Annotated in this window: 24 protein-coding genes; 13 read left to right on the top strand and 11 right to left on the bottom strand. The window is 65.6% G+C overall.

Features of this window, described 5'->3' with window-relative positions; genetic code table 11:
* Positions 1-43: 43 nt before the first annotated feature.
* The 3 genes from B7G53_RS19455 to B7G53_RS19445 form a co-directional block, all read right to left on the bottom strand.
* Positions 44-748 carry an ABC transporter ATP-binding protein gene (locus tag B7G53_RS19455; protein WP_096670796.1) on the bottom strand — a complete coding sequence of 235 codons (705 nt, stop codon included), beginning with the start codon at positions 746-748 and terminating at the stop codon, positions 44-46.
* Complete coding sequence (locus B7G53_RS19450; RefSeq protein ID WP_096670794.1) at positions 748-1,521, bottom strand: ABC transporter ATP-binding protein; 774 nt, start codon at positions 1,519-1,521, stop codon at positions 748-750. The genes B7G53_RS19455 and B7G53_RS19450 overlap by 1 nt, the downstream gene beginning before the upstream one ends.
* A 226-nt stretch (positions 1,522-1,747) precedes the next feature.
* Entirely contained in the window at positions 1,748-2,512 is a 765-nt protein-coding gene (locus tag B7G53_RS19445) for an SDR family oxidoreductase (RefSeq protein ID WP_096670792.1), read from the bottom strand.
* 330 nt (positions 2,513-2,842) lie between these two features.
* Here B7G53_RS19445 and B7G53_RS19440 point away from each other — a divergent pair, with 330 nt between their 5' ends.
* A complete protein-coding gene (locus B7G53_RS19440; protein WP_096670790.1) occupies positions 2,843-3,079 on the top strand; it encodes a DUF6139 family protein in 237 nt (78 codons plus the stop codon).
* 40 nt (positions 3,080-3,119) lie between these two features.
* On the opposite strand, the gene B7G53_RS19435 is transcribed toward B7G53_RS19440, so the two are convergent.
* Positions 3,120-4,370 carry a DEAD/DEAH box helicase gene (locus B7G53_RS19435; protein ID WP_096670788.1) on the bottom strand — a complete coding sequence of 417 codons (1,251 nt, stop codon included), beginning with the start codon at positions 4,368-4,370 and terminating at the stop codon, positions 3,120-3,122.
* A 175-nt stretch (positions 4,371-4,545) separates the two neighbouring features.
* On the opposite strand from B7G53_RS19435, the gene B7G53_RS19430 reads away from it, so the two are divergent.
* Together B7G53_RS19430 and B7G53_RS19425 are read left to right on the top strand one after the other, a co-directional pair.
* Complete coding sequence (locus tag B7G53_RS19430) at positions 4,546-4,878, top strand: DUF6172 family protein (RefSeq protein WP_096670786.1); 333 nt, start codon at positions 4,546-4,548, stop codon at positions 4,876-4,878.
* A gap of 8 nt (positions 4,879-4,886) precedes the next feature.
* On the top strand, positions 4,887-5,186 hold the full coding sequence (locus tag B7G53_RS19425) for a hypothetical protein (RefSeq protein WP_255250094.1): 300 nt from the start codon (positions 4,887-4,889) through the stop codon (positions 5,184-5,186).
* A 3-nt stretch (positions 5,187-5,189) separates the two neighbouring features.
* Here the strand turns inward: B7G53_RS19425 and B7G53_RS19420 are convergent, their stop codons facing one another.
* From B7G53_RS19420 to fdxA, 5 genes are all read right to left on the bottom strand, one after another.
* Positions 5,190-5,795: a 3'-5' exonuclease gene (locus B7G53_RS19420; protein ID WP_096670784.1), complete on the bottom strand. Its 606-nt coding sequence runs from the start codon at positions 5,793-5,795 to the stop codon at positions 5,190-5,192.
* A 15-nt stretch (positions 5,796-5,810) separates the two neighbouring features.
* A complete protein-coding gene (locus B7G53_RS19415) occupies positions 5,811-7,007 on the bottom strand; it encodes an amidohydrolase family protein (protein WP_096670782.1) in 1,197 nt (398 codons plus the stop codon).
* Between the two features lie 56 nt (positions 7,008-7,063).
* Positions 7,064-7,753 (bottom strand): TetR/AcrR family transcriptional regulator, encoded by a 690-nt coding sequence (locus B7G53_RS19410; protein ID WP_096670780.1) that lies wholly within the window; start codon positions 7,751-7,753, stop codon positions 7,064-7,066.
* A 119-nt stretch (positions 7,754-7,872) separates the two neighbouring features.
* Positions 7,873-8,646 carry a ferredoxin--NADP reductase gene (locus B7G53_RS19405; protein ID WP_096670778.1) on the bottom strand — a complete coding sequence of 258 codons (774 nt, stop codon included), beginning with the start codon at positions 8,644-8,646 and terminating at the stop codon, positions 7,873-7,875.
* A gap of 39 nt (positions 8,647-8,685) precedes the next feature.
* Complete coding sequence (fdxA, locus tag B7G53_RS19400) at positions 8,686-9,015, bottom strand: ferredoxin FdxA (protein ID WP_096670776.1); 330 nt, start codon at positions 9,013-9,015, stop codon at positions 8,686-8,688.
* A gap of 262 nt (positions 9,016-9,277) precedes the next feature.
* Here fdxA and B7G53_RS19395 point away from each other — a divergent pair, with 262 nt between their 5' ends.
* The 10 genes from B7G53_RS19395 (at position 9,278) to B7G53_RS19350 (ending at position 22,225) form a co-directional block, all read left to right on the top strand.
* Positions 9,278-10,900 carry a 6-hydroxynicotinate reductase gene (locus tag B7G53_RS19395; protein WP_096670774.1) on the top strand — a complete coding sequence of 541 codons (1,623 nt, stop codon included), beginning with the start codon at positions 9,278-9,280 and terminating at the stop codon, positions 10,898-10,900.
* 12 nt (positions 10,901-10,912) lie between these two features.
* Positions 10,913-11,830, top strand: a complete 918-nt coding sequence (locus B7G53_RS19390) for a UPF0280 family protein (RefSeq protein ID WP_096670772.1) — start codon at positions 10,913-10,915, stop codon at positions 11,828-11,830.
* A gap of 22 nt (positions 11,831-11,852) precedes the next feature.
* Positions 11,853-12,494, top strand: coding sequence for an amino acid synthesis family protein (locus B7G53_RS19385; protein WP_096670770.1), 642 nt, complete (start codon positions 11,853-11,855; stop codon positions 12,492-12,494).
* Positions 12,495-12,535: 41 nt separating this feature from the next.
* Positions 12,536-13,120: an amino acid synthesis family protein gene (locus tag B7G53_RS19380; protein WP_096670768.1), complete on the top strand. Its 585-nt coding sequence runs from the start codon at positions 12,536-12,538 to the stop codon at positions 13,118-13,120.
* A gap of 55 nt (positions 13,121-13,175) precedes the next feature.
* Complete coding sequence (locus tag B7G53_RS19375) at positions 13,176-14,375, top strand: ABC transporter substrate-binding protein (protein ID WP_441339003.1); 1,200 nt, start codon at positions 13,176-13,178, stop codon at positions 14,373-14,375.
* A gap of 151 nt (positions 14,376-14,526) precedes the next feature.
* Complete coding sequence (locus tag B7G53_RS19370) at positions 14,527-16,425, top strand: ABC transporter permease (RefSeq protein WP_096670764.1); 1,899 nt, start codon at positions 14,527-14,529, stop codon at positions 16,423-16,425.
* Entirely contained in the window at positions 16,422-17,204 is a 783-nt protein-coding gene (locus B7G53_RS19365) for an ABC transporter ATP-binding protein (protein ID WP_096670762.1), read from the top strand. The genes B7G53_RS19370 and B7G53_RS19365 overlap by 4 nt, the downstream gene beginning before the upstream one ends.
* Positions 17,201-17,938, top strand: coding sequence for an ABC transporter ATP-binding protein (locus B7G53_RS19360; RefSeq protein WP_096670760.1), 738 nt, complete (start codon positions 17,201-17,203; stop codon positions 17,936-17,938). The genes B7G53_RS19365 and B7G53_RS19360 overlap by 4 nt, the downstream gene beginning before the upstream one ends.
* A 25-nt stretch (positions 17,939-17,963) precedes the next feature.
* Positions 17,964-18,461 (top strand): (2Fe-2S)-binding protein, encoded by a 498-nt coding sequence (locus B7G53_RS19355; protein ID WP_096670758.1) that lies wholly within the window; start codon positions 17,964-17,966, stop codon positions 18,459-18,461.
* Entirely contained in the window at positions 18,458-22,225 is a 3,768-nt protein-coding gene (locus tag B7G53_RS19350) for a molybdopterin cofactor-binding domain-containing protein (protein ID WP_096670756.1), read from the top strand. Before B7G53_RS19355 ends, B7G53_RS19350 begins: the two co-directional genes overlap by 4 nt.
* 72 nt (positions 22,226-22,297) lie before the next feature.
* Here the strand turns inward: B7G53_RS19350 and B7G53_RS19345 are convergent, their stop codons facing one another.
* Both B7G53_RS19345 and B7G53_RS19340 read right to left on the bottom strand, forming a co-directional pair.
* On the bottom strand, positions 22,298-23,509 hold the full coding sequence (locus tag B7G53_RS19345) for a CaiB/BaiF CoA transferase family protein (RefSeq protein WP_096670754.1): 1,212 nt from the start codon (positions 23,507-23,509) through the stop codon (positions 22,298-22,300).
* 4 nt (positions 23,510-23,513) lie between these two features.
* Positions 23,514-24,704 carry an acyl-CoA dehydrogenase gene (locus B7G53_RS19340; RefSeq protein WP_096670752.1) on the bottom strand — a complete coding sequence of 397 codons (1,191 nt, stop codon included), beginning with the start codon at positions 24,702-24,704 and terminating at the stop codon, positions 23,514-23,516.
* Between the last annotated feature and the right edge of the window lie 17 nt (positions 24,705-24,721).

The following is a 24,721-nucleotide window of genomic DNA, read 5'->3' as shown; positions in this document are numbered from 1 at the left end:
GGTCGAAAGCGGAAAAAGGGGGGCGGGTCCGGCCTGGCGGCGGTCAGACACCGAGGTATTCCTGCAGCATGCCCATGTTCTGGGTCAACTCGTTCTGGGCAAACTGTTTCACGATGGTGCCGTGCTCCATCACGTAAAAGCGGTCGGCCAGTGGCGCGGCGAAGCGGAAGTTCTGCTCGACCAGCACGATGGTGTAACCCTTGGCCTTGAGCGTCAGAATCATCTCGGCGAGCTTTTGCACAATCACGGGCGCCAGGCCCTCGGAGATTTCGTCGAGCAGCAGCAGGCGCGCGCCGGTGCGCAGGATGCGGGCCACCGCCAGCATCTGCTGCTCGCCGCCCGACAGGCGTGTGCCGGGGCTGGACGCGCGCTCTTTCAGGTTGGGGAACATGGCGTAGATTTCCTCGACGCTCATGCCGCCCGGTGCCAGCGTGGGCGGCAGCATCAGGTTTTCCTCGGCGGTCAGGCTGGCGAAGATGCCGCGTTCTTCGGGGCAGTAACCCACGCCCATGTGCGCCACCTTGTGCGGCGCCAGCTTGATGGTTTCTTCACCGTTGATGCGGATCGAGCCCTTGCGCGAACCGGTCAGGCCGACGATGGCGCGCATGGTGGTGGTGCGACCGGCGCCGTTGCGGCCCAGCAGCGTCACCACCTCGCCCTCGTGCACGGTCAGGTTCACACCGTGCAGGATGTGCGACTCGCCATACCAGGCATGCAGGTTCTCGATTTTCAGGAGTTCCTTGGACATCAGTGCGCTCCCTGCAGTTCGGTGTTGGCCGTGCCCATGTAGGCCTCGATCACCAGCGGGTTTTTCGACACTTCGGCGTACGGACCGTCGGCAATGATGGCGCCGCGCTGCAGCACCGTGATGCGGTCGGCGATCGACGCGACCACGTTCATGTTGTGCTCCACCATCAGGATGGTGCGGCCGGCGGAGACCTTCTTGATCAGCTGGGTCACGCGGTCCACGTCTTCATGGCCCATGCCCTGGGTCGGTTCGTCCAGCAGCATCAGCTCGGGCTCGAGCGCCAGCGTGGTGGCCAGCTCCAGCGCGCGTTTGCGGCCATAGGGCAGGTTGACGGTCAGCTCCTCGGCGAAGTCCTGCAGGTCCACCTCGGCCAGCAGCTGGCGGGCGCGTTCATGCAGGGGAAACAGCGTGCTTTCGGCTTTCCAGAAATGAAACGAGGTGCCAAGGTTGCGTTGCAGCGCCGCGCGCACGTTTTCCAGCACGGTCATGTGCGGAAACACCGCCGAGATCTGGAACGAACGGACAATGCCGCGCCGTGCCGTCTGCGCCGGCTTTTCGGTCGTGATGTCGTTGCCGTTGAACAGGATGGTGCCGGTGGTCGGGTGCAGAAACTTGGTCAGCAGGTTGAAGAAAGTGGTTTTGCCCGCGCCGTTGGGGCCGATCAACGCGTGGATATGGCCGCGCTGGACCTTCAGGTCCACCTGGTTGACGGCCACGAATCCCTTGAATTCCTTGGTCAACCCACGCGTTTCAAGAATGAACTCCGCTGACAAATTGCTCTCCGGCTACAGACATTGAAATGGCGGGCGCACCGGCCCGTCACAGAGACCTGCATGCTAACGATTCGTCTTGTACCGCGTGAGCGGGTTAGGACTTAGGTAGTTTTACGTGCCGCTCTGGCGCAGGGAAACGACGCAGGCAGGGCAGCCCTCTGGCGCGGCGCGACTAGGGCTGTCGCGTCAGGTTTCTGTCAGAAAAAAGCCGCGGGGCGCCGGCCGCTCAGCGCGCGTGGGTGACGCCGCCGTCGACCACCAGCGTGGAGCCGACCACGTAGTCCCCGGCGCGCGAGGCCAGGTAGATGGCGGCGCCGGCCATGTCGGCATCCTGCCCGACGCGGCCGGCCGGGATGCGTGCGGCGACCGCCTCGCCATGGTCGCGTGCGTCTTTGTTCATGTCCGAGGCAAAGGCGCCGGGGGCGATCGCGCTGACCACGATGTTGTCCTGGATCAGGCGCAGCGCCATGCGGCGGGTCAGCTGGATCAGGCCGGCCTTGCTCGCCGCATAGGAATAGGTTTCCATGGGGTTGACGGAAATGCCGTCGATGGAGGCAATGTTGATGACCTTGGCAGGGCGCTGCTCACCGGACTTGCGCAGGGCGGTGATTAGGGCCTGTGTCAGGAAGAAAGGCGTCTTGAGGTTCAGGTCCATCACCTTGTCCCAGCCGCTTTCCGGAAACTCGTCGAACGGGGCGCCCCAGGCAGCGCCGGCGTTGTTGACCAGGATGTCGAGCTGCGGCTCGTGCGCGCCGTACGCCGCGGCCAGGCCCCTGGCCCCTTCGAGCGCCGAGACATCGGCGGGCAGCGACACGCAGTGCCCCAGGCTGGCCAGCTCCCTGGCGGTCTGGTCGCAGGCCGCGGCCTTGCGCGCCGAGATGTAGACCCGCGCACCCTGCGCCAGGAAGCCGGCGGCAATCATGCGGCCGATGCCGCGCGAACCGCCGGTGATCAGCGCCGTGCGGCCCTGCAGGGAAAAAAGGTCGTTCATGGGGGCTCCTGTCTGTGGGGGGGGGCGAGGGATTGGCTTGGCTGGCAGCTTAGCGCCAGTGCGGCGTTCAGGGCGTCACCTGCGTGTCTGCGCGGCACGGCGCCGGGACGCCTGGCGCGCGTTCTTGATGATAAAAAATGGCTCCAGCCCCTGATGTATAAGCGCAGTCAGCTATCAAAAAAGGAGTGTCCGAGGCCCCGCTCCGGGGCCTGGCATCCGTGCCGGCCCGGCCCGGACAGCGGGAGTCCGGGTAACAAGCAGGGACTTTCCAGCAGTCAGGCGCTGGCCGGGGGTAAGGTGGAGGGCCCAGCCACCTGCCAAGGAGTCCTCATGCGTGTCGACATTTACCGCCGGGCCGAAGCCAATCGCCAGTTTTCCTACCTCGCTGTGCCCGAAGGACGGCTGATTCCCCAGGAGGCCACGAACACCGATTGGGAGTCCGAAGCCCGCGCCGTGGAAATGGGTGCCAGCGCCGAGAAGATCAGCCAGTACGCGATTCCCCGTCCCGAGCAGCAAATTGCCGAAAAAGGGTATGCCATCACCAGCGTCAACGGCGCCGGCCGCTGAAAGCGCCTTGGGGCCCGAGACCAGGCCCTGGCACAAGTGATCAGTCGCCGCGCGCTGCGGCGGCCCGGAGTTTGTCTTTCTTGCTGGGGCGTTTGCCCTTGATGCCGCCTGTCGAGGGCGGGCTGCCGGCGCCCTCCGCCGGGGGCTCGACCGGCAGCGGCTCAAACCCTTCAATCTGCTCGAGCGGCAGGCTCGCCTGCTGGCGTTTTTCGATCAGGCGCCAGTGGGCCAGCGTGTCCGCGCTGACAAAACTCAGGGCGACGCCGCGTTCTCCGGCGCGGCCGGTGCGGCCGATGCGGTGGACGTACTCCACCGCCGAACGCGGCAGATCGTAGTTCACCACCACCGGCAGCTGCGCAATGTCCAGGCCGCGGGCCGCCACATCGGTGGCAATCACCACCTTGAGCCGCGAGGCCTTGAAGTCGGCCAGCACCTGCGTGCGTTTTCCCTGGCTCAGTTCGCCATGGAAAGGCTCGGCGTTGATCCGCACCTTGCGCAGTTTGTCGGCGACGATTTCAGCCGCATGTTTGGTGGCCACGAACACCAGCACCCGGCGCCAGCCGTTTTGCTGGATCAGGTGGCGCAGCAGCTGGGTGCGCCGTCCGGCGTCCACGGCAATGGCCCGCTGCACGATGTCGGGTGCCTGCTCCGGTCCCGGCAGCCTCTCGATGTGGACCGGTTCGCGCAGCAGTGTCTGCGCCAGGGCCTGCACGGCGGGTGGCAGGGTGGCCGAGAAAAACAGGTTCTGGCGCTGCGGCGCGAGCAGGGCGAGGATGCGCCCGAGTTCGTCGGCAAAACCGAGTTCGAAGAGCCGGTCGGCCTCATCGAGCACCAGCGCCGTGACGCCGGACAGGACCAGCGCGTTGTGGTCGACCAGGTCCAGCAGGCGGCCGGGGGTGGCGACCACGATGTCCGCTCCGCCGCGCAGGTTCATCATCTGCGGGTTGATGGACACGCCGCCAAACACAGTCGCCACTTTCAGGACCTGCGGCAACTGCTGCGCCAGGCTGCGGACGGTCTCGCCGACCTGCGACGCGAGTTCGCGTGTGGGGACCAGGACCAGCGCGCGCACCCGGCGCGGCTTCTCGTGCGGGCCCGCCAGCAGTTGCTGCAGCAGTGGCAGCACAAAGGCGGCGGTCTTGCCGGAGCCGGTTTGCGCCGAACCCAGCACATCACGGCCCTGCAGGATGGCGGGAATCGCGGCGGTCTGGATCGGTGTGGGCGCCAGATAAGCCTTGGTGCTGACGGCGTGCAGCAGGGCGGGGGACAGGCCCAGTGAGGAAAATGGCATGAAAAGGGAGCTTTGAGGCAGCTTGGTGAGGGTGAAGGTGGATCCGGAGAGCGCCCGCCGTAGAGGACCAGTTTAAGCGCTTGCGCCACGGAGTAGGGCATCGGTCGAAGCCGCATAATCGAGGGCTTGCGAATCACGTCCGTCCGGGCTGATACCAGACCCCCGAAAGGCAACCGTGAAAAAGACATTCCAGCTCAGCATCGAAGGCAAAAACCGGGATCGTGTGCTCGACGCCGTCAAGCACGAAATCCGCAAATACGTCAAAAGGCAGCGCCGGGTGCCGCTGCCCGAAGGTGTGGACTACTGGGATTTCGACTGCCGTTTCGGCACCAGCCCGGACAATGCCGCCGTGGTGCATTTTGCGACCATCATGGGCTTGATCGACGCGGTTGCCGCCGAAGGCGGCGCTGCGTTTTACCTCGAATTGCTCGCCAGGGAGGGGCACCGCACGGCCAAACCCGCGCCGCCCCCCGGCGACGCTGTGGACGGACAGGACGCGTCGTCCTGAAGCTCCCTTTGCATTTCCTCGAGTTCGACTACAGCGAAGACGCGCAGGGCCTGGGGACTTTCGACGCGATGGCGTCGGTCCGGCCCGACCAGGTGGCGGCCGTTCGCACGGAAATCGTGCAGGTGCTGGAGTGGGCGCATTCGGCCTTCCCGGGCCTGCAGGCACCGCTGGACGAGGGCGGGGAGTGGGACTTCAACCTGCAGGAGCAGGAAGAGGAGGCGGGCGATCGGTGGTACACGCTGACCCTGTCGATAGGCGGCAGCCCGCAGTTCTGCGCCGCCTTCCGGCAGCGTTTTGTTTACGCTTGAATCTCAGGCCTGCGGCGGCGGCAGGCCCAGCGCGTGAAAGACCTGGATCGCCGCCCAGGCGTCATTGGCTGAATACACGATCTGGCTGTCCGTCAGCTGCCGGTTGGCCCAGTTCGAGGTGGTGGCTTTTCTCGACTTGATGAAACGCCGGTTGAACACCACGGCGACCGCGCCGCGGACACCGAGCTCCTTCGCGTAGCCGCGACTCCTGAACACCGCGTTGAGGTCCAGCACATTGCGCGGAGAAACGCCCAGGGTGCGCCGGATCTGCTGATGGTCGCCGGCCAGCCCGAAACCCACCTTGGCGGCCGTTTCCAGCTCGAGCAGGGCCGACACGGTGTCGCGGCATCCGGCGTCATGCAACTGGAACACCCAGGCCTTGTGCAGGGTGGAAAACTGCACGACGTGCGGGCCTTCGGACACCTGGTCCCGGAAGAAGGTGGGTTTGGATTCGGTGTCAAAGCCCAGCACGGCGCTGCTCGCCAGTGACTGGAAGGCTTCATCGGCCTGCTGGCGCGTGGAGACCACCACAATATCGGGCAAGCCGAGCTGAGTCAGGGGTTCGAGCCGGGCAAGCTCTTCCTTGGTCGGAGACGGCAGGTGGGGCATGCGGGGTGCTGGCGCTCAGGCCGGGGTGACGACGCTGGGGATGTCCGTGGCCGGCGGTGTGTTGCGGCTGCGGCCGCTGCGCACGATGCCGTCGATCATCACCATGCCCACACCGGGAATGTCGCCGCGCTGCACGCTGTCGAGCAGGTTCAGGCCGGACGAATGCTGGGCCTTGTCCATGAACACGAAGTCGGCATCGCGGCCGACCTCGATCAGGCCGCAGTTGAGCTTGCGGATGCGCGCCGTGTTGCCGGTGGCAAAACAGAAGGCCAGTTCGGCCGGAATGTTGCCCAGGCTGGACAGCAGGGCAATCAGCCGCAACATGCCCAGCGGCTGCACGCCGGAGCCGGCGGGCCCATCCGTGCCGAGGATCACGCGATGCGGGCATTTGAGCTGCAGCGCAGCTTGCGCCGCCGCGATGGCGACTTTCTCGTTGCCGTTGTGCACGATCTCGATGGCGCGCGAGGACTTTTCACAGAGCTCGCAGACATGCTGCTCCGACAGTGCCGTGTGCCCGCCGTTGATGTGGCCGATCACGTCGGCGTCGGCTTCCAGCACCACGTCCTTGTCGATCAGGCCGGAGCCGGGAATCGAGGGGCCACCGGTGTGGATGGTGCTCTGGATGCCGTACTTGCGGGCCCAGGCCACCATCTCCTTGGCTTCGTAGCCGGCCTTGACCGAGCCCAGGCCGACCTCACCGAGCAGCGTGACGCCGGCCTCGGCCAGTTCCTTGAAGTCCTGCTCGACCATGCCTTTTTCGATGATGGGCGCGCCCGCCAGCACCTTGACGCCACCGGGGCGGAAGTTGTCGAAAGCCCGCTGCGCGGTGATGGCCAGGGCTTTGAGTCCGACGATGTCCTTGGGCCGGCCGGGCAGGTGCACCTCGCCGGCTGAAATCATGGTGGTGACGCCGCCGTGCATCGTGGAATCAATCCAGCCGATCTGGTTTTGCCGCGGCGTCCAGTCCCCGAACACGGGATGGACATGGCTGTCGATCAGGCCCGGGCAGACGCAGGTCTGGTGCGCATCGATGATGGTCTGCGCGCCCTCGGTGTTGCAGTCCTTGGCCTTGCCAACGGCGACGATCAGTCCGTCGTTCACGACGATGGTGTCCGCGTCCAGAATCGGCTGGTCGATGTCGCCGGACAGCAGCAGTCCGATGTTCCTGATCACCACTTTTCCGGATTTTCCGGTCGATACAGCTTCTGCCATGTTGGTTGCCCTCTCAAAGGTCGTGGGTGGGAATGTCCGCCGGCGGCGCGGAGGTGTCAGGGGTTGGGCATCACGGTGCGCAGCACGGTGCTGGTGATGAAGGCCTGCCAGTCGGCCAGGGCTTCGGGGGTCTGCAGGTCTTCCCCGAGGAAGGCCGACAGCGTGTGGCGGTTGGAGATGTAGAAATAGCCGGTTGCCGCGATCAGCAGGTAGACGTTGCGCGCGGAGATGTCAGCGCGAAACACCTTCTTCTTCACGCCGCTTTCCAGCAACTTCTGGATGATCGCAATCGCGGGCGACGAGTACTCCCGGGCACGCATGGACTTGGAGATGTGTTTGCCGCGGTGCAGGTTTTCCGTGTTGAGCAGCGTGATGAACTCCGGGTTCTTGCTGTAATAGGTCACGACAAAACGGATGACGTCCTTCAGCGACTCTACCGGCTGCTCCAGGTCAAGGTCGAGCGCCAGCTCGGCATCGTTCATCCGGCGGTACATGTCTTCCAGCACTTCGATGAACAGGCCTTCCTTGCTGCCGAAGTAGTAGTAAATCATCCGGTCGAAGGACTTGGCCGACTGCGAGATTTTTTCCACGCTGCCGCCTTCGTAGCCATACCGCGCAAAGACCTTGGTGGCGGCACGCAGGATGTTGTCGCGCGTGGTTTGCGCGGCCTGCTCCCGCACACCCGTCCGTTTGGCAGGCGCACGTTTGGCGGCTGCCGGGCGGGGTTTGGTGGTCTTGGCGGTCATGGGCGCTCGTGAAGTTTCAATGGCTCATTGGGGAATTTTCCGCCGGACCGCCCCAAGGAAAATTGGCCCCCTCGGGGGGCAGTGCAGTACGCGAAGCGACAAACGTGGGGGCCATCACTTCATTGCTCGGCAAACGCACGCTCGATGACAAAGTCGCCGGGCCTGGAGGTGTTGCCCTCCGCAAAGCCGCGTTTTTCCAGCATGTGTTTCAGGTCCTTGAGCATGCCCGGGCTGCCGCAGATCATGACGCGGTCCTGCGCGGGGTCCAGCGGGGGCAGCTTCAGGTCTTCAAACATCTTGCCGGTTTCCATCAGGTCGGTGACGCGGCCCATGTTGCGGTAACTCTCGCGCGTCACGGTCGGGTAATACAGCAGCTGTTTGGACACCAGCTCACCGAGGAACTCGTGCTGCGGCAGATGGTCCACGACCAGGTCGTGGTAGGCCAACTCGTCGGCCTGGCGCACGCCATGCACCAGAACAATCTGCTCGAACTGTTCGTAAGTCGCCGGATCGCGGATGATGCTCATGAAGGGCGCCAGACCGGTTCCGGTGGACAGCAGGTACAGCCGTTTGCCGGGAAGCAGGTAGTCGATCACCAGGGTGCCGGTCGGCTTGCGCCCGACGATGATGGTGTCGCCCACCTTGATGTGCTGCAGCCGCGACGTCAGCGGGCCGTCGGGTACCTTGATGCTCAGAAACTCCAGGTGTTCCTCGTGGTTGGGGCTCACGATGCTGTAGGCCCGCAGCAGCGGCTTGTCGTTGACCCGCAGGCCTATCATCGTGAAATGGCCATTGCTGAAGCGCAGCGACTGGTCGCGGGTGGTGGTGAAAGTAAACAGGCGGTCGGTCCAGTGGTGGACGGACAGGACACGTTCTTCGTTAAAGGCGCTCATGGTGATGGATGTGGGGGCTGGAGGTTCGGGTTGAAGGGTTCAGCTGTCGAATTGGATGCTCGCCAGCTTACCGGTTTTGTCTTTCCATTGCTCCGCCGTCGCCAGGGGCGCGATGCGCCTGGAAATGGTGGGCCATTGTCTGGCGAGGCGCTGGTTCAGCTCGAAAAAGGGTTCGAACTGCGCGGGCGTGTCCGTATCGGCATAAATGGCGTTGACCGGACACTCGGGAATACACACGGCACAGTCAATGCACTCGTCCGGATCGATCACCAGAAAGTCGGGACCTTCCTTGAAGCAGTCGACCGGACAGACGTCCACGCAATCCGTGTATTTGCACTTGATGCAGGCATCGGTGACGACGTGGGTCATGAGGTCCTTGAGAGGGGGCGGCCGGGAGGGCCGCCGGCGGTCGATGGCTTCAATGTGCCATACAAATGTAGTGAACGCAACATTTAAATGTAGTGTCCCCGACATTTTTTCCGGAATTCCGGATTTGACGTGTAAACACTATTGCGCGGGCCATGTGGATGCGCTACATTGATTTTAAATGTAGCAAGTGCAACATCAAAGTTGAGCAAGTGCTACATCTGGAATGACGCGCAGGATGACCGGCAGGACGAAGGCAAACACGATGACCGAGCATACAAAAACGGACGGATTACCCGGCATGGATTCCCCGGGGCTTCCCCAGGTCCTGGAAAAGGCCCGGCCGCGCAGCGAGCGGATGAACAGCGAGAAGATCGAATGCAACGCCTGTCCGGTGCTGTGCCAGATTTCCGACGGACGCAGTGGCGCCTGCGACCGGTATGCCAACCAGGGCGGTACGCTGGTTCGGGTCGACCCCGTGCTGCTGCTGCGCCGCACCCTGGAGGGCGGGGAGCCGGTGCTCGTGCCGTTCACCGCCCGTCCCGTTGCCGGGGATACGCCTGATCTGGCCGCATTGCCGGAGGAGACCCCCTGGAGCGGCGACCTGCTGCTGGCCGACGAGGTCTTCATCACCGGCGTGGGTTCCTCGACGACCTATCCCGACTACAAGCCGGCACCGTTCATCGTGTCCTCCCAGGCTGCGGGGGTGGACCTCGTGACCGTGGTCACCGAAGGCATCTTCAGTTATTGCAGCCTCAAGGTGAAGATAGACACCGACCGTTTCCTTGGCGCCGAGCAGGCCAATGTGCGCTGCAAGGGCGAAGTGGTGGGCCATGTGACCACGGCGGAATACGGTTCCCAGATGTTGTCGCTGGGCGGCGTGCACCACTTGACCGGCGGCAGCAAGAAAGAAGGCCGCGTGACGGTCGAGATGATGATGGCGCTGGGCAACAAGCAAGCGGCCGAACTCACGATTGACGGCGGCTCCCAGATCCTGATCCAGGCCGGCCGCGCACCCATCGTCAACGGGGTGGAGGAAAAACGCATGCGTGTGGGCTGCGGCTCGGCCACCATCGGCATTTTTGCGAAGCAGTTTTTTGGCAAGCTCGACGAGGTGGTGGTGGTTGACGACCACATCACCGGTGTGCTGACCGAGCACCAGGCCGGCCGCTGCCTGGACATGCGCCCCTCGGGCATCAGGATGCGGGGCCGCAAATCCACGCCGGGACGCTATTTCCAGGTGGCCAACCCCGGCACCGGATGGGGCGGCACGGACATCGACGATCCGCTGGCCATCATCGAGAGCTGGGATGCCGAGGCGGCCTGGCCCGGACTGCGCCTGCTCATGACATCGACCACCGGCGAGCACGCGAGCTGGTATGTGCTCGACGACCAGCTCCAGCCGGTGGAGCAGGACATGCCCGACGACGTGCGTCGCATTGTCGAGCGCATCGGCGAAAACTGCGAGCCTTCGCTGACCACCGTGCTTTTCCTGGGCGGCGCCGGCGGCAGCCTGCGTGCCGGTGTCACGGAAAACCCGGTCCTGCTGACACGCGCCATCAAGGATGCGCTGGTCAATGTCACCTGCGGCGGCGCGCCCGCCTATATCTGGCCAGGCGGCGGGATCACCGTGATGGTCGACGTCATGCGCATGCCGGACAACAGCTTCGGCACCGTGCCCACGCCGGCCATCGTCGCACCCATTGAATTCAGCATGAAGCTCGACGACTACCGTGCGCTGGGCGGCCACATGGACCATGTGCGCACGCTGGAAGATGCACTGCGCCGGGGAGCGTGGCACAACGAAGGTGCGCCCACGGCCCGCCAGTGGCTGCCCTTGCCCGCAGTCAATCCCTGGCCGCTCGCGCGACCGCCACTGCTGGGCTGAGGCAGGCGACGCATGGCTGCCCAACGCACGCTGTTGCCCGATGGCCGCTGGCATTTCCAGCACGGTCCCATGGACATCGTCCTTGGGGCCAGCGGCAGCCCGGACGGTGTGGAGGCTGCCCATGCGGCGGCGTGGAAGCGTTTCTCCGGCATGCTGGACGAACTGGTGCAGGAGCTGGCTGCCCTGCGGCAACCGGTGAGCGGCGACTGCCCCTTGCGGGGGCCCATTGCACGGCGCATGTGGCAAGCCTGCCAGCCTTATCAAAGCAGTTTCATCACCCCGATGGCCGCGGTGGCCGGTGCCGTGGCGCAGGAGCTGGTGGCCTGTTACGCCATCAGCGGCGTGACGCGTGCCTGGGTCAACAATGGCGGCGACATTGCCCTGCACCTCACCCCCTCGCAGTCGGTGCGCATCGGCCTGTATGCCGATCTGTCGCGCCTGAGTGTGGACGAGATTCTTGAGGGGGTGCAGACCGACGGCCAGTTCGAGGTGGCCAGTGGGTTGCCCGTGCGCGGCGTGGCCACCAGCGGCTGGCGCGGCCGCAGCTTTTCACTGGGCATCGCCGACAGCGTCACGGTGCTCGCACGCACCGCGTCCGAGGCCGATGCCGCAGCCACCGTGATTGCCAACGCGGTCGATTTGCCCGATGCGCGCATCCAGCGCCGGCCGGCCTGCGAATTGAAGGATGATTGCGACCTGGGTGCCATACCCGTCACGGTGGATGTGCCGCCGCTGGAGCCGGCGCTGGTGCAGCAGGCCTTGCTGGCGGGCCTGAAGCGCGCGCAGGCCTTGCGCGCCGCGGGCCTGATCTGGTCGGCCGCGCTGGTTTGCCAGAATCAGGTGGTGACCACCGGTGCGGCGCATGCGCCTGCCGTGGAAAACCTGCCTGCAGGCGGCCGGGGTCTGCAGGTTGGTTCAGTATTTGCTTAATGAAATGGATGGACGCAAACCGATGATTGAAATACGACGCATCTTTACGCACGTGGAGCAGATCTGGCACGAGTTCGGTCCGGTCGCCCCGGTGCCGCTGATGCGCGGCGCCATTGCTGCCGTGCTGACCAATCCGTTTGCGGGCCGCTACGAGCCCGACATCCTGCCCATGATGGACGCGCTTCAGCCCGTCGGTATCGACATGGCCGAACGGCTGCGCGCGGCGATGGACGTGCCGGCGGAGCGTATCGAAGGTTACGGCAAGGGGGCGATCGTTGGTGCGGCGGGCGAGCTTGAGCACGGTGCGCTCTGGCATGTGCCCGGCGGTTATGCGATGCGGGAGCTGCTGGGCTGGAAGGGTGATGCTGCGGCGTATGCCAAAGGGCAGGGCGAGGAAAAATCCGGCCGCCCCGGCAATGCCCTGTCCATCGTGCCCTCGACCAAGAAAGTGGGCGGGCCCGGCACGGCGCTGGATGTGCCGCTGACACACATCAATGCCGCCTACGTGCGCAGTCATTTTGACGCGATCGAGGTACGCGTTCCCGGCGCCCCCCTGCCGGATGAAATCGTCTTTATTCTTGCCATGAGTACCGGTCCCCGTGTCCACGCGCGGGTGGGGGGGCTGGCCGCCCACGCCATCAGCAAGTGGGACGGCCTGCGCTGAGGCGCCATCGACACAATGACAATACGCAAGGAAGAAACAGCATGACAGCCAGCATCAGAAAAATCATCGTCCAGGTCGACGAGACCCGGATGGAAATGGGGCAAGCGGTCCATCCGCCGACACGGCGGGCGCTGGCCATGGCGGTGATCGACAATCCGTTTGCCGGCAAGTATGTGGAGAACCTCGACGAGCTGATCGCCATTGGAGAAGAGCTGGGCGGCCTGCTGGGCGCCAAATGTGTGCAGGCGCTCGGCATTTCGCCCGGTCAGGCGCAAAGCTACGGCAAGGCGGCGATTGTCGGCGAGGCCGGAGAGCTGGAGCACGCCGCGGCCATTCTGCATCCCAAGCTCGGTGCGCCCCTGCGCCTGGCGGTCGAGAAGGGCGCGGCCCTCGTGCCCTCCAGCAAGAAGCGGGGCGGCCTGGGTACCGCGATCGACGTGCCGCTGGGACACAAGGACGCCGCTTTTGTGCGCAGTCATTTCGACGCCATGGAGGCGCGTGTCGCCGACGCACCGCGTGCCAATGAAATTGTGGTCGCTGTCGTCGTCACGGACAGCGGCCGGCCACTACCGCGCGTGGGCGGCTTGCAAGTCCACGACATCCAGGGCGAGGACGGGCTCCGGTAAGCGGCGCTCCTCACCAACCATTCCGATCCACGACAAGCAGGAGTTTTTTATGAAGATGCAATACAAGATGCTGGGCACCATGACTTTTCTGGGTCTGATGACCTCGCTGGGGACCGCCCACGCGCAGGGCGTCATCAAGATTGGCGAGATCAACAGCTACAAGGCCCAGCCCGCCTTTCTCGAGCCTTACAAGAAGGGCATGGAGCTGGCGGTCGAGGAAATCAATGCCGCCGGCGGTGTCAACGGCAAGAAGGTCGAGCTGATCGTCCGCGACGACAACGCCAACCCCGGTGACGCGGTCCGTGCGGCCGAGGAGCTGGTTTCGCGCGAGAAGGTGGATGTGCTTACCGGCTCCTTTCTCTCGCACATTGGCCTGGCACTGACGGACTTCGCGAAACAGAAGAAATTTTTCTTTCTTGCCGCTGAGCCGCTGACCGACAAGATCGTCTGGCAGAACGGCAACCGCTACACCTACCGCCTGCGCGCTTCCACCTACATGCAGGTGGCCATGCTGGTGCCCGATGCGGCCGCGATGAAGAAAAAGCGCTGGGCCGTGGTTTACCCCAACTATGAATACGGCCAGTCCGCGGCCGCCAGCTTCAAGAAGCTGCTCAAAGAGGCGCAGCCCGATGTGGAGTTCGTCGCCGAACAGGCGCCGCCGCTGGGCAAGGTGGACTCCGGCAGCGTGGTGCAGGCCCTGGCCGATGCCAAGCCGGACGCCATTTTCAATGTGCTGTTCGGTGCCGACCTGTCCAAGTTCGTGCGTGAGGGCAACACCCGCGGCCTGTTCCAGGGCCGCGAAGTCGTCAGCCTGCTGACTGGCGAGCCCGAGTACCTGGATCCGCTGAAGGATGAGACGCCCAACGGCTGGCTGGTCACCGGTTACCCGTGGTACGGCATCCAGACACCCGAGCACAAGGCCTTCTTTCTGGCCTACCACGGCAAGTACAAGGACTATCCGCGCCTCGGTTCCGTCGTGGGTTACAGCGCCATCAAGTCGCTGGCCGAAGGCATGAAAAAAGCCAAGTCCACGGATACCGAAAAGATGATCGCGGCCTTCAGCGGCCTGAAGGTCAGCACGCCTTTTGGTCCCGTCGTTTACCGTCCTGAAGACCACCAGTCCACCATGGGTGCCTACGTCGGGCGCACCAAGAACGAGGGTGGCAAGGGTGTGATGGTGGACTACCGCTACATGGACGGCGCGAAGTTCCAACCCTCAGCCGCAGAACTCAAGAAGTTGCGCCCCGCCGACTGATCAGGCTGGCGCCGCGGCGAAACCAGGTTCGGTCCCGCGCCTTGCGCGCGGGTGCCGGTCGCAGGTGTCGCCGGCGATGGACTCCTGCACGGCGCCCCGTCTGTCATGGCGCCTGCAAGGGGCTGCCTCTTCCCGCAAAAAAAGGTAATTCATGAGCTTTTCAGGCTTTGTCGTCCAGTTGCTCAACGGTCTGGCCGGTGCGTCGTCGCTGTTTCTGGTGGCAGCCGGGCTGTCGCTGATCTTTGGCGTGACGCGCATCGTCAACTTTGCGCACGGCTCCTTTTTCATGGTCGGCATTTATGTGGCCTATTCGCTGGTGGCCACCCTGGGCGGCACGATCGGCTTCTGGCCGGCCCTGCTGCTGGCCGCGCTGGCCGTCGGTGTGCTCGGGGCGCTGGTCGAGGTCCTGCTGCTGCGCCGCATTTACCGCGCGCCCGAGCTGTTCCAGCTGCTGGCCACCTTTGCGCTGGGTCTGGTGATCAAGGACGGGGTGTTGTGGTTCTGGGGGCCGGAGGAGTTGCTCGGCCCGCGGGCACCCGGCCTGACAGGGTCGGTGTCCATCCTTGGCCGGCAATTTCCATCCTATGACCTGTTCCTGATCGTTGCCGGCCCGGTGGTGCTGGGCCTGCTCTGGCTGCTGCTGACCAAAACCCGCTGGGGCACGCTGGTGCGCGCCGCCACACAGGACCGGGAGATGGTCAGCGCGTTGGGTGTCAACCAGGCCTGGCTGTTCACCGCGGTGTTTGCGCTGGGGGCGCTGCTGGCAGGCCTGGGCGGCGCGCTGCAGCTGCCGCGCGAACCCGCCAACCTCGAGATGGACCTCAACATCATCGGCGCCGCCTTTGTGGTGGTGGTGGTGGGCGGCATGGGCTCGATCCCCGGCGCCTATGTGGCGGCGCTGCTGATTGCCGAGCTGAAGGCCATCTGCATCTGGCTGGGACTGGTGGAAATCTGGGGCGTCAGCATTTCGTTTTCCAAACTCACCCTGGTGGTGGAGTTTCTCGTGATGGCCATCGTGCTGGTGGCCCGTCCCTGGGGCCTGTTCGGCCGGCCGCAGGCGACCAGCCGTCATGCCGGCACGGCGGAGGAGCCCCTGCGCCCGCCCGATCGCCTCTACAAGTTCGGCGCCGCCGCCCTGCTGGCCCTGCTGGTGCTGATGCCTGCGCTGACCGCACAGTCGCCCTACGTGACGGTCCTGCTGATCGACCTGCTGGTGGCCGTGCTGTTTGCGGCCAGCCTGCACTTCATCATGGGGCCGGCCGGCATGCATTCCTTTGGCCATGCAGCCTACTTCGGCCTGGGGGCCTACGCCGCGGCCCTGCTGGTGCGCAGCCTGAACCTGCCGATGGAGGTGGCGCTGGTCGTCGCGCCTGCGTTGGCGGCGCTGGGGGCCTTTGTCTACGGCTGGTTTTGTGTCCGCCTGTCGGGTGTGTACCTGGCCATGCTGACGCTGGCGTTTGCCCAGATCACCTGGGCGATCTGCTACCAGTGGGATGCCTTCACCGGTGGCAGCAACGGCCTGACCGGCGTCTGGCCCTCCGAATGGCTGGCCGACAAGAAGATGTACTACTACCTGACGCTGGCGCTGGTGGCCGGGGCGGTGCTGATGATGCACCGCATGCTGTATTCACCCTTTGGTTACGCCATGCGTGCCGCACGCGATTCGGTGCTTCGCTCCGACGCGATCGGCATCGACGTCAAGCGCCTGCAATGGGTGGCTTTTGTCATCGCCGGCACCTTCGCGGGCCTGGCCGGTGCGCTGTATGCCTTCTCCAAAGGCAGCATTTCCCCGGAAAGCCTGCATGTGAGCAAATCCATCGACGGCCTGGTCATGGTGCTGCTGGGCGGCGTGCAGACGCTGGTGGGGCCCATTGTCGGCGCCGTCACCTTCACTTGGCTGCACGACACGGTGGCGCGCAACACCGACTACTGGCGCGCCATGCTGGGCGCCATCATCCTGATCCTGGTGCTGCTGTTTCCGCAAGGGATTGCCGGCTTTGTCCAGCAACTGCTGTCGCGCCTGCGCGGCGCGAAGGAGGGCCAGTCATGAGCTTGCTCAAAGTATCTGGCCTCGGCAAATCGTTTGGTGGCGTCAAGGCGGTGGACGGCATCAGCTTCGAGCTGGCCGCCGGCGAGTTGCTGGCGCTGATCGGGCCCAACGGCGCCGGCAAGTCGACCACCTTCAACATGGTCAACGGCCAGCTGCGGGCCGATGCCGGCTCCATCCAGCTGGGCGGCCAGGAACTGATTGGCCTGGCCCCGCGCGACATCTGGCGGCTTGGCGTGAGCCGGACCTTCCAGATTGCAGAAACCTTTTCCTCCCTGACGGTCGTGGAGAACGTCCAGATGGCGCTGCTGTCCTCGGACCGCAAGCTGTTTTCCATGTGGCGCCGCGCGGCCAGCCACAAGCGCGAAGAGGCGCTGGTGCTGCTCGACCAGGTCAACATGAAGGCCCAGGCCGACCGGCCCTGCAGCGTGCTGGCCTATGGCGACGTCAAGCGCGTGGAACTCGCCATGGCCATGGCCAACAACCCCAAGCTGCTGCTGATGGACGAACCCACGGCCGGCATGGCGCCCAGGGAGCGCAACGACCTGATGGCCCTGACCAAACAGCTGGTCGTCGACCGCGGCATGGCGGTGCTGTTCACGGAGCACAGCATGGATGTGGTGTTCGCCTATGCCGACCGCATGATTGTGCTGGCGCGCGGGCGGCTGATCGCCGAAGGCAAGCCGCTGGAAATTCGCGACCACCCCAAGGTCCAGGAGGTCTATTTCGGCAGCGGCAAAACCTTCGAGAAAAAGACACTGGAAAAGGATGCCGCCCCATGAGCGCTGTGAACCAAGTCCTGCTGCAGGCCCAGGGCCTGTGCGCCTGGTATGGCGCCGCCCAGATCCTCTACGACGTGGGCATCGAGGTGCGGCGCGGTGAAGTGGTGGCCCTGATGGGGCGCAACGGCGCCGGAAAATCGACGACGCTCAAGACGCTGATCGGCATGCTCGACAAGCGGCGCGGCCGTGTGTCCTTCCAGGGCACCGACATTTCAAAAAGCGAACCCCACCATGCGGCGCGCATGGGCCTGGGCTTTGTGCCGGAAGACAGGCGCATCTTCACCGACCTGACGGTGATGGAGAACCTGGAGGTGGGGCGGCAGCCGCCGCGCCGCTGGCCGGATGGCAGCCAGGCGCCGGTCTGGACGCCCGAGCGTCTGTTCAAGCTCTTCCCCAACCTCGGCGAGATGCCGGACCGCCAGGGAGGCCGCATGAGCGGCGGCGAACAGCAGATGCTGACCGTCGCGCGGACCCTGATGGGCAACCCCTACCTGGTTCTGCTCGACGAGCCCTCGGAAGGTGTGGCGCCGGTGATCGTCGAGCAGATGGCGCACATGATCCTGGAACTCAAGTCGCAGGGTGTCAGCATTTTGCTGTCCGAACAGAACATGCATTTTGCGGAGCTGGTGTCGGACCGGGCCTATGTGCTCGAAAAGGGCCAGATCCGTTACGAGGGTTCCATGGCCGAGCTGTCGGCCAACGAAGAGGTGCGGCGTGCCTACCTCAGTGTCTGATGGCCTCGTCTGGTGATGTAATCCGATGACATCGCAGGTTGTGACCCTTGTCGTGAATCAGGTCAGGCGCACGCTGGCTGTTTCAGCGCAGGCGAGTTTGCTCACGGTTTTGCGCAACGACCTGGCGCTCAACAGCCCCAAATACGGCTGTGGCCTGGGCGAATGCGGCGCCTGCACGGTGCTGGTGGACGGCGTGGCCGCACGCGCCTGCGTGATCCCGGCCGCCGGGGTGGCCGGCCGCGAGATCACCACGCTGGAAGGTCTCGGGTCTCTCGATGCGCTGCATCCGGTGCAGCAGGCTTTTATCGACGAGCAGGCGGCCCAGTGCGGTTACTGCCTGAGCGGCATGATCATGATGACCACCGCCTTGCTGGCGCGCAAGCCGGATCCGACGGAGGACGAGATACGCCGCGAGTTGTCCGGCAACCTGTGCCGCTGCGGTACCCATCTGGAAATCATCAAGGCGGTCAGGCGCGCAGCCCAGGCGATCGGGCCGTTTTCGGCGCAGGCCGGCAAACCATGACGCGCCGCGCCGACACGCCGCTCACCCGTGCTGACTTCCATGCCGCAGGCGGCGTGTTGCTGGTCACGCGCGAGCCACCGCCCGCACCACCGACTGCCCAGGGCCAGCCCGCGCTGGTCAGTGGCAATCCGCTCGAAGGCGTTGAAATATTGCTGGCGGTCTGGGACGACGGCAGCGTCACGGCCCTGAACGGCCATGTGGACCTGGGCACCGGCATCCGCACGGCGCTGGGCCAGATCGTCGCCGAGGAACTTGATGTTTCGCTGGACTGCGTCAACATGGTGCTGGGCGACACCACCCGTGCGCCCAACCAGGGCGCAACCATTGCCAGCGCCTCGATACAGATTCATGCCGTGCCCTTGCGGGCGGCCGCCGCCCAGGCGCGCGCTTGGCTGGTGGGTCGGGCCGCCGGCGTGCTGCAGGTGGACCGGGCGCTGCTGACGGTGCGTGACGGGGTCGTGTCGGTGATCGGCCGTGCGGACCGGTCGGTGGGGTACGCGGCCTTGCTCGCGCAGCAGCATGTGGAACTTTCACTGGCGCTGGATTCGCCGCTGAAATCCCCGGAGGACTACCGCATCGTCGGCACCAGCACCGCGCGCGTCGACATCCCGGCCAAGGCCACCGGTGCGTTGACCTTTGTGCACGACATGCGCGTGCCGGGCATGCTGCATGGCCGTGTCGTGCGCCCGCCCTATGCCGGGGCCGATCATGGCGACTTTATCGGCAACACGCTGGAATCGGTTGATGAGTCCTCGATTGCGCACATCCCGGGCATTCGGGCGGTGGTGGTCATCCGCGATTTCATTGGCATCGTCGCCGAGCGCGAGGAGCATGCCGAGCAGGCGTTGCGTGAGCTGCGCGTCCAGTGGAAGCCCTGGCCGGGGCTGAGCAAGCTCGACGATCTGGAAAACGCCATCCGAGCCAACCCGGCAACGCAGCGCAAGCTGGTTGACGAGGGTGATGTGGACGCCGCGATGGCGGGTGCGGCACAGCGTTTGCCGCGCAACTATGTCTGGCCCTACCAGATGCACGGCTCCATCGGCCCTTCCTGTGCGCTGGCGGACTGGCAGGCGATAGAGCCCCCACGCTCCCCCACTTCGTGTGGCTCACTGCCCCCCGAGGGGGCCGCGTTCCGCCTTGGGAGCGGCCCGGCGGCGGAACATCGCCTGACGGTATGGACCGGCAGCCAGAATCCGCACGTGCTGCGCGCCGACCTGTCGCGCCTCATGGGGCTGCCGGACATGGCCATCGACGTGATCCGCATGGAGGCGGCCGGCTGTTACGGACGCAATTGCGCCGACGATGTGGCGGCCGATGCGGCGCTGCTCGCGCGCGCCGTCGGTGCACCGGTGCGGGTGCAGCTGACGCGCGAGCAGGAGCATGCCTGGGAGCCCAAGGGCGCCGCCCAGCTGATGCAGGTCAATGGCGGGCTGAACGCCGACGGCTCGGTTGCCGCGTACGACTTCCAGACTTCCTACCCTTCCAACGGCGCACCGACACTGGCACTGCTGCTCACACGCACCGTCGAGCCGGTGGCGCGCGCCTACGAAATGGGCGATCGCAGTGCCCGCCCGCCTTATGACTACGAGAACCTGCGTGTGTCGGTCAACGACATGCCGCCCATGTTGCGCGCCTCCTGGCTGCGCGGCGTGTCGGCCCTGCCGAACTCCTTTGCGCATGAGTCCTATATCGACGAGCTGGCCACGGCCGCAGGCGTGGACCCGGTCGAGTTCCGCCTGCGTTACCTGAGCGAGCCGCGTGCGGCAGAACTGCTGCGCGCCACGGCCGATCGCGCCGGCTGGAAAGTGCATACACAGCCGCAGCAACAGGGCGAAGAGCAAAGCGGGGCCTCGGACATCGTGCACGGCCAGGGCGTGGCTTACGCGCGTTATGTGCACAGCAAGTGGCCAGGTTACGGCGCGGCCTGGGCCGCCTGGGTGGCCGATGTCGAAGTCAACCGCAAGACCGGTGAAGTGCAGGTCCGGCGCGTGGTGGTCGGCCATGACGCCGGCACGCTGATCAACCCCGCCGGCGTGCAGCACCAGATCCACGGCAACGTGGTGCAGACCACCAGCCGGGCACTGACCGAGCAGGTCACCTTGAATCCGAAGACGAACACCGTGGCCAGCCTAGAGTGGGGCAGTTACCCCATCCTGAGCTTCCGCGATGTGCCGGTGATCGAGGTGGTGACGATGGCACGGCCGGGCGAGCCGCCGCTGGGCGCGGGGGAGTCGGCCTCGGTGCCTGGTACGGCGGCGATTGCCAATGCGATTTTCGACGCCACCGGCGTGCGCTTTCGCCAGCCGCCGTTCACTGCCGAGGTGGTGCGTGCCGCGCTGCAACCGGCGCCCGACCAGGTGCCGGCCGTGTCGCCCACCCTCGCCGCACCGTTCCCGCTGGCCCGTCCACCGGAAAACGCGCCGTGGCCCCGAGGCCTGGGCCGCTGGTCACGTGCCGGCGCCATGCTGGCCGGCGTGGTCGGCCTCGGGGCCGCCCTGCTGGGCTGGCGGCCGGCGATTGCGCCGGTGTTGTCCGGCGGTGCTTCGATCTACACCGCGGCGACGATTGAGCGCGGCCGGCAACTGGCGGCGGCTGGCGACTGCGTGGTGTGCCACACCGCGCCCGGCGGCGTGCCGAACGCCGGCGGCCGGGCCATGGACACGCCCTTCGGCAAGGTAGTCACCACCAACCTCACGCCCGATGCGCAGACCGGCATCGGCCTGTGGTCCTTCAGCGCCTTCCAGCGCGCCATGCGTGAGGGCATCTCGCGCGACGGCCACCACCTGTACCCGGCCTTTCCCTACACGGCCTTTGCCAAGACCAGTGATGAAGATTTAACCGCGCTGTATGCGTACCTGATGGCCCAGCCGGCCGTGTCGTCGGAAACACCGGTCACACAGCTCGCGTTCCCCTTCAATGTGCGGCCGCTGATGGCCGTCTGGAATGCGATGTTCCATGACCCGGCGCCTTACCGCACGGACCCGACCCAAACCGTGGAATGGAACCGCGGCGCCTACCTGGTCAACGGCCTCGGCCATTGCGGCGCCTGCCACACGCCGCGCAATGCACTGGGCGCGGAACGCGGCGGCCCGGCCTTCCTGTCCGGCGCGGTGGTCGACGGCTGGGAAGCGCCGGCGCTGACGGCCTTGTCGCGCGCGCCCGTGCCCTGGACGTCCGGCGAGTTGTACCGCTACCTGCGCCAGGGCTACAGCCTGCAGCACGGCGCCGCCGCCGGTCCCATGGGTCCGGTGGTCAAGGAGCTCGGCGCCTTGCCCGACGACGATATCCGGGCCATGGCCAGCTACCTGACGTCCTTCAACCAACCCCTGGCCGAGCCGGAGAGTGCCGCACGTGCCAGGCAGGTGGTGCTGGCGGCGCAGCAGAGCGGCGCGGCGCTGCCCGGCCCCGGCCAGCGCCTGTTCAACGGCGCCTGTGCCTCCTGCCACCACGATGGCGACGGGCCGAAGCTGCTGGGTGTCAACGCGCCGCTGGCCCTGAACAGCAAGCTGCACAGCGCGCGGCCCGACAACCTGGTGCGTGTGATCCTGGACGGCATTCGCGTGCCCGCGGCAGCAGAAATCGGCTTCATGCCGGCTTTTCGGCACAGCCTGGACGACGCGCAGATCGCCACGCTGGCCAGCTACATGCGCAGCCGGTATGCGCCGGATCAGCCGGCCTGGAACGACCTGCCGGCCGCCGTGTCGCGCCTGCGCGCCACGTCGGGAAACCATGAGGGCATGGCTGAGGCGCTATCAAATAAATAGCTGCTTTCGCCCGATAGTCTTGGGCTTGAGGCCATTTTTATCTCAAGAACCTGAGCTCTGCGGGGCAGGGGTTCAGGCAGCCGTTGGCAGGCCCAGCCATTGCGCCAGCACCTCGGCCGTGTGCTCACCCAGCATGGGCGGCGGCCGCTGGTAAGCCACCGGTGAGCCGGACAGGCGGATCGGGTTGGCCACCAGCGGCACGCTGCCGGCCAGTGCGTGCGGCATGTCGATGTGCAGGCGGCGCGACTGCACCTGCGGGTCGGCAAAGACTTCATCGATGCGGTTGATCGGGCCGCAAGGCACACCGGCGGCTTCGAGCGCGGTTATCCAGTCGGCTGAGGTCCGCATCACCGTGGCCTGGCGCAGCAGGGGCACGAGCACGGCGCGGTTCGCCACACGCTGTGCGTTGGTGGAAAACCGTGCGTCCGTCGACCATTCCGGATGTTTGGCCACAGCACAAAACTTCGCAAACTGCTCGTCATTGCCCACAGCGAGGATGATGTCGCCGTCGGCCGTTGGAAAGTCCTGGTAAGGCACGATGTTCGGATGCGCATTGCCCATGCGGCGCGGCACCAGTCCGCCCGCCAGGTAGTTGGACGCCTGGTTCGCCAGGCAGGCAATCTGCACGTCCAGCAGCGCCAGGTCGATGTGTTGTCCCAGGCCGGATTTTTCGCGCTCGGCCAGGGCGGCCTGCACGGCAATCGTGGCGTAGAGGCCGGTCATGATGTCGGTCAGCGCCACGCCGACTTTTTGCGGGCCGGCGCCGGGCTCGCCGTCAGGGCGGCCGGTCACACTCATCAGCCCGCCCATGCCCTGGATCAGGAAGTCATACCCCGCGCGCGCCGCATACGGACCGGTCTGGCCGAAGCCGGTGATCGAGCAATAGACCAGGCGCGGATTGGCCGCGCTCAGGCTGGCGTAGTCGAGTCCGTAACGCTTGAGCCCGCCGACCTTGAAGTTTTCCAGCACCACGTCGGCCTGCTGCGCCAGCGCGCGCACCTGCGCCTGCCCTGCGGGCGTGGCGATGTCGATGGCGACGGAGCGCTTGTTGCGGTTGGCGCAGAGAAAGTAGGCTGCCTCGGTGGTGTCGCGGCCCGAGGCGTCCTTCAGGTAGGGCGGGCCCCAAGCGCGCGTGTCGTCACCGCCTTGCGGTTTTTCAACCTTCACCACGTCGGCACCCAGGTCGGCGAGCAACTGCCCGGCCCAGGGGCCGGCGAGCACACGCGACAGGTCCAGCACCCGGACGCCGGTCAGCGGCGGCGGGCGAACAGCGGGGCCTGTCATGGCTTCAGGAAAACGCGGCGATGCCGGTGATCGCGCGGCCCAGGATCAGCGCATGCACGTCGTGCGTGCCTTCGTAGGTGTTGACCACTTCAAGGTTGACCAGGTGCCGCGCCACGCCAAACTCGTCGCTGATGCCGTTGCCGCCCAGCATGTCGCGCGCCATGCGGGCAATGTCGAGTGCCTTGCCGCAGGAGTTGCGTTTCATGATCGAGGTGACCTCCACCGCGGCCGTGCCCTCATCCTTCATGCGGCCCAGGCGCAGGCAGCCCTGCAGGCCGAGCGCGATTTCGGTTTCCATGTCGGCGAGCTTTTTCTGGATCAGCTGGTTGGCAGCCAGTGGGCGGCCGAACTGCTTGCGGTCCAGCGTGTACTGGCGCGCCTTGTGAAAGCAGTCTTCGGCTGCGCCCAGCGCGCCCCAGGCGATGCCGTAACGGGCGGAGTTGAGGCAGGTGAACGGGCCCTTGAGGCCGCGCACGTCGGGGAAGGCGTTTTCCTCGGGGCAGAAGACGTCGTCCATGACGATCTCGCCGGTGATGGAGGCGCGCAGGCCAACCTTGCCGTGCACGGCCGGGGCGCTCAGGCCTTTCCAGCCTTTTTCCAGCACAAAGCCGCGAATGGCGCCTTCATCGTCCTTGGCCCAGACCACAAACACGTCGGCGATCGGGCTGTTGGTGATCCACATCTTGGCGCCCGAGAGCTTGTAGCCGCCGTCCACCTTTTTGGCGCGCGTGATCATGCTGCCGGGGTCGGAGCCGTGGTTGGGCTCGGTCAGGCCGAAGCAGCCAATCCATTCGCCGGTGGCGAGTTTCGGCAGGTATTTCTGCTTGGTGGCTTCATTGCCGAATTCATTGATAGGCACCATCACCAGCGAGGACTGCACACTCATCATGGAGCGGTAGCCGGAATCGACACGTTCGACCTCGCGCGCGGCCAGGCCGTAACACACGTAGTTCAGGCCGGCGCCGCCGTAGGCCTCGGGAATCGTGCTGCCGAGCAGGCCCAGCGAGCCCATCTCGCGAAAAATCGCGACATCGGTTTTTTCATGGCGGAAGGCTTCCAGCACGCGCGGTGCCAGCTGCTCCTGGCAGTAGGCGCTGGTGGTGTCGCGCACCATGCGTTCGTCGTCTGTGAGCTGCTGGTCGAGCAGCAGGGGGTCGGCCCAGTGGAAGCTGGCTTTTTGGGGGCTGGGGCTCATGGGGAATCTCCAAAGGG

It is taken from the genome of Polaromonas sp. AET17H-212, assembly GCF_002379085.1.
Classification (GTDB): Bacteria; Pseudomonadota; Gammaproteobacteria; order Burkholderiales; family Burkholderiaceae_C; genus Polaromonas.
The sequence above is the reverse complement of the archived record's forward strand: the minus strand, read 5'-3'. Positions and strand labels throughout refer to the sequence as shown.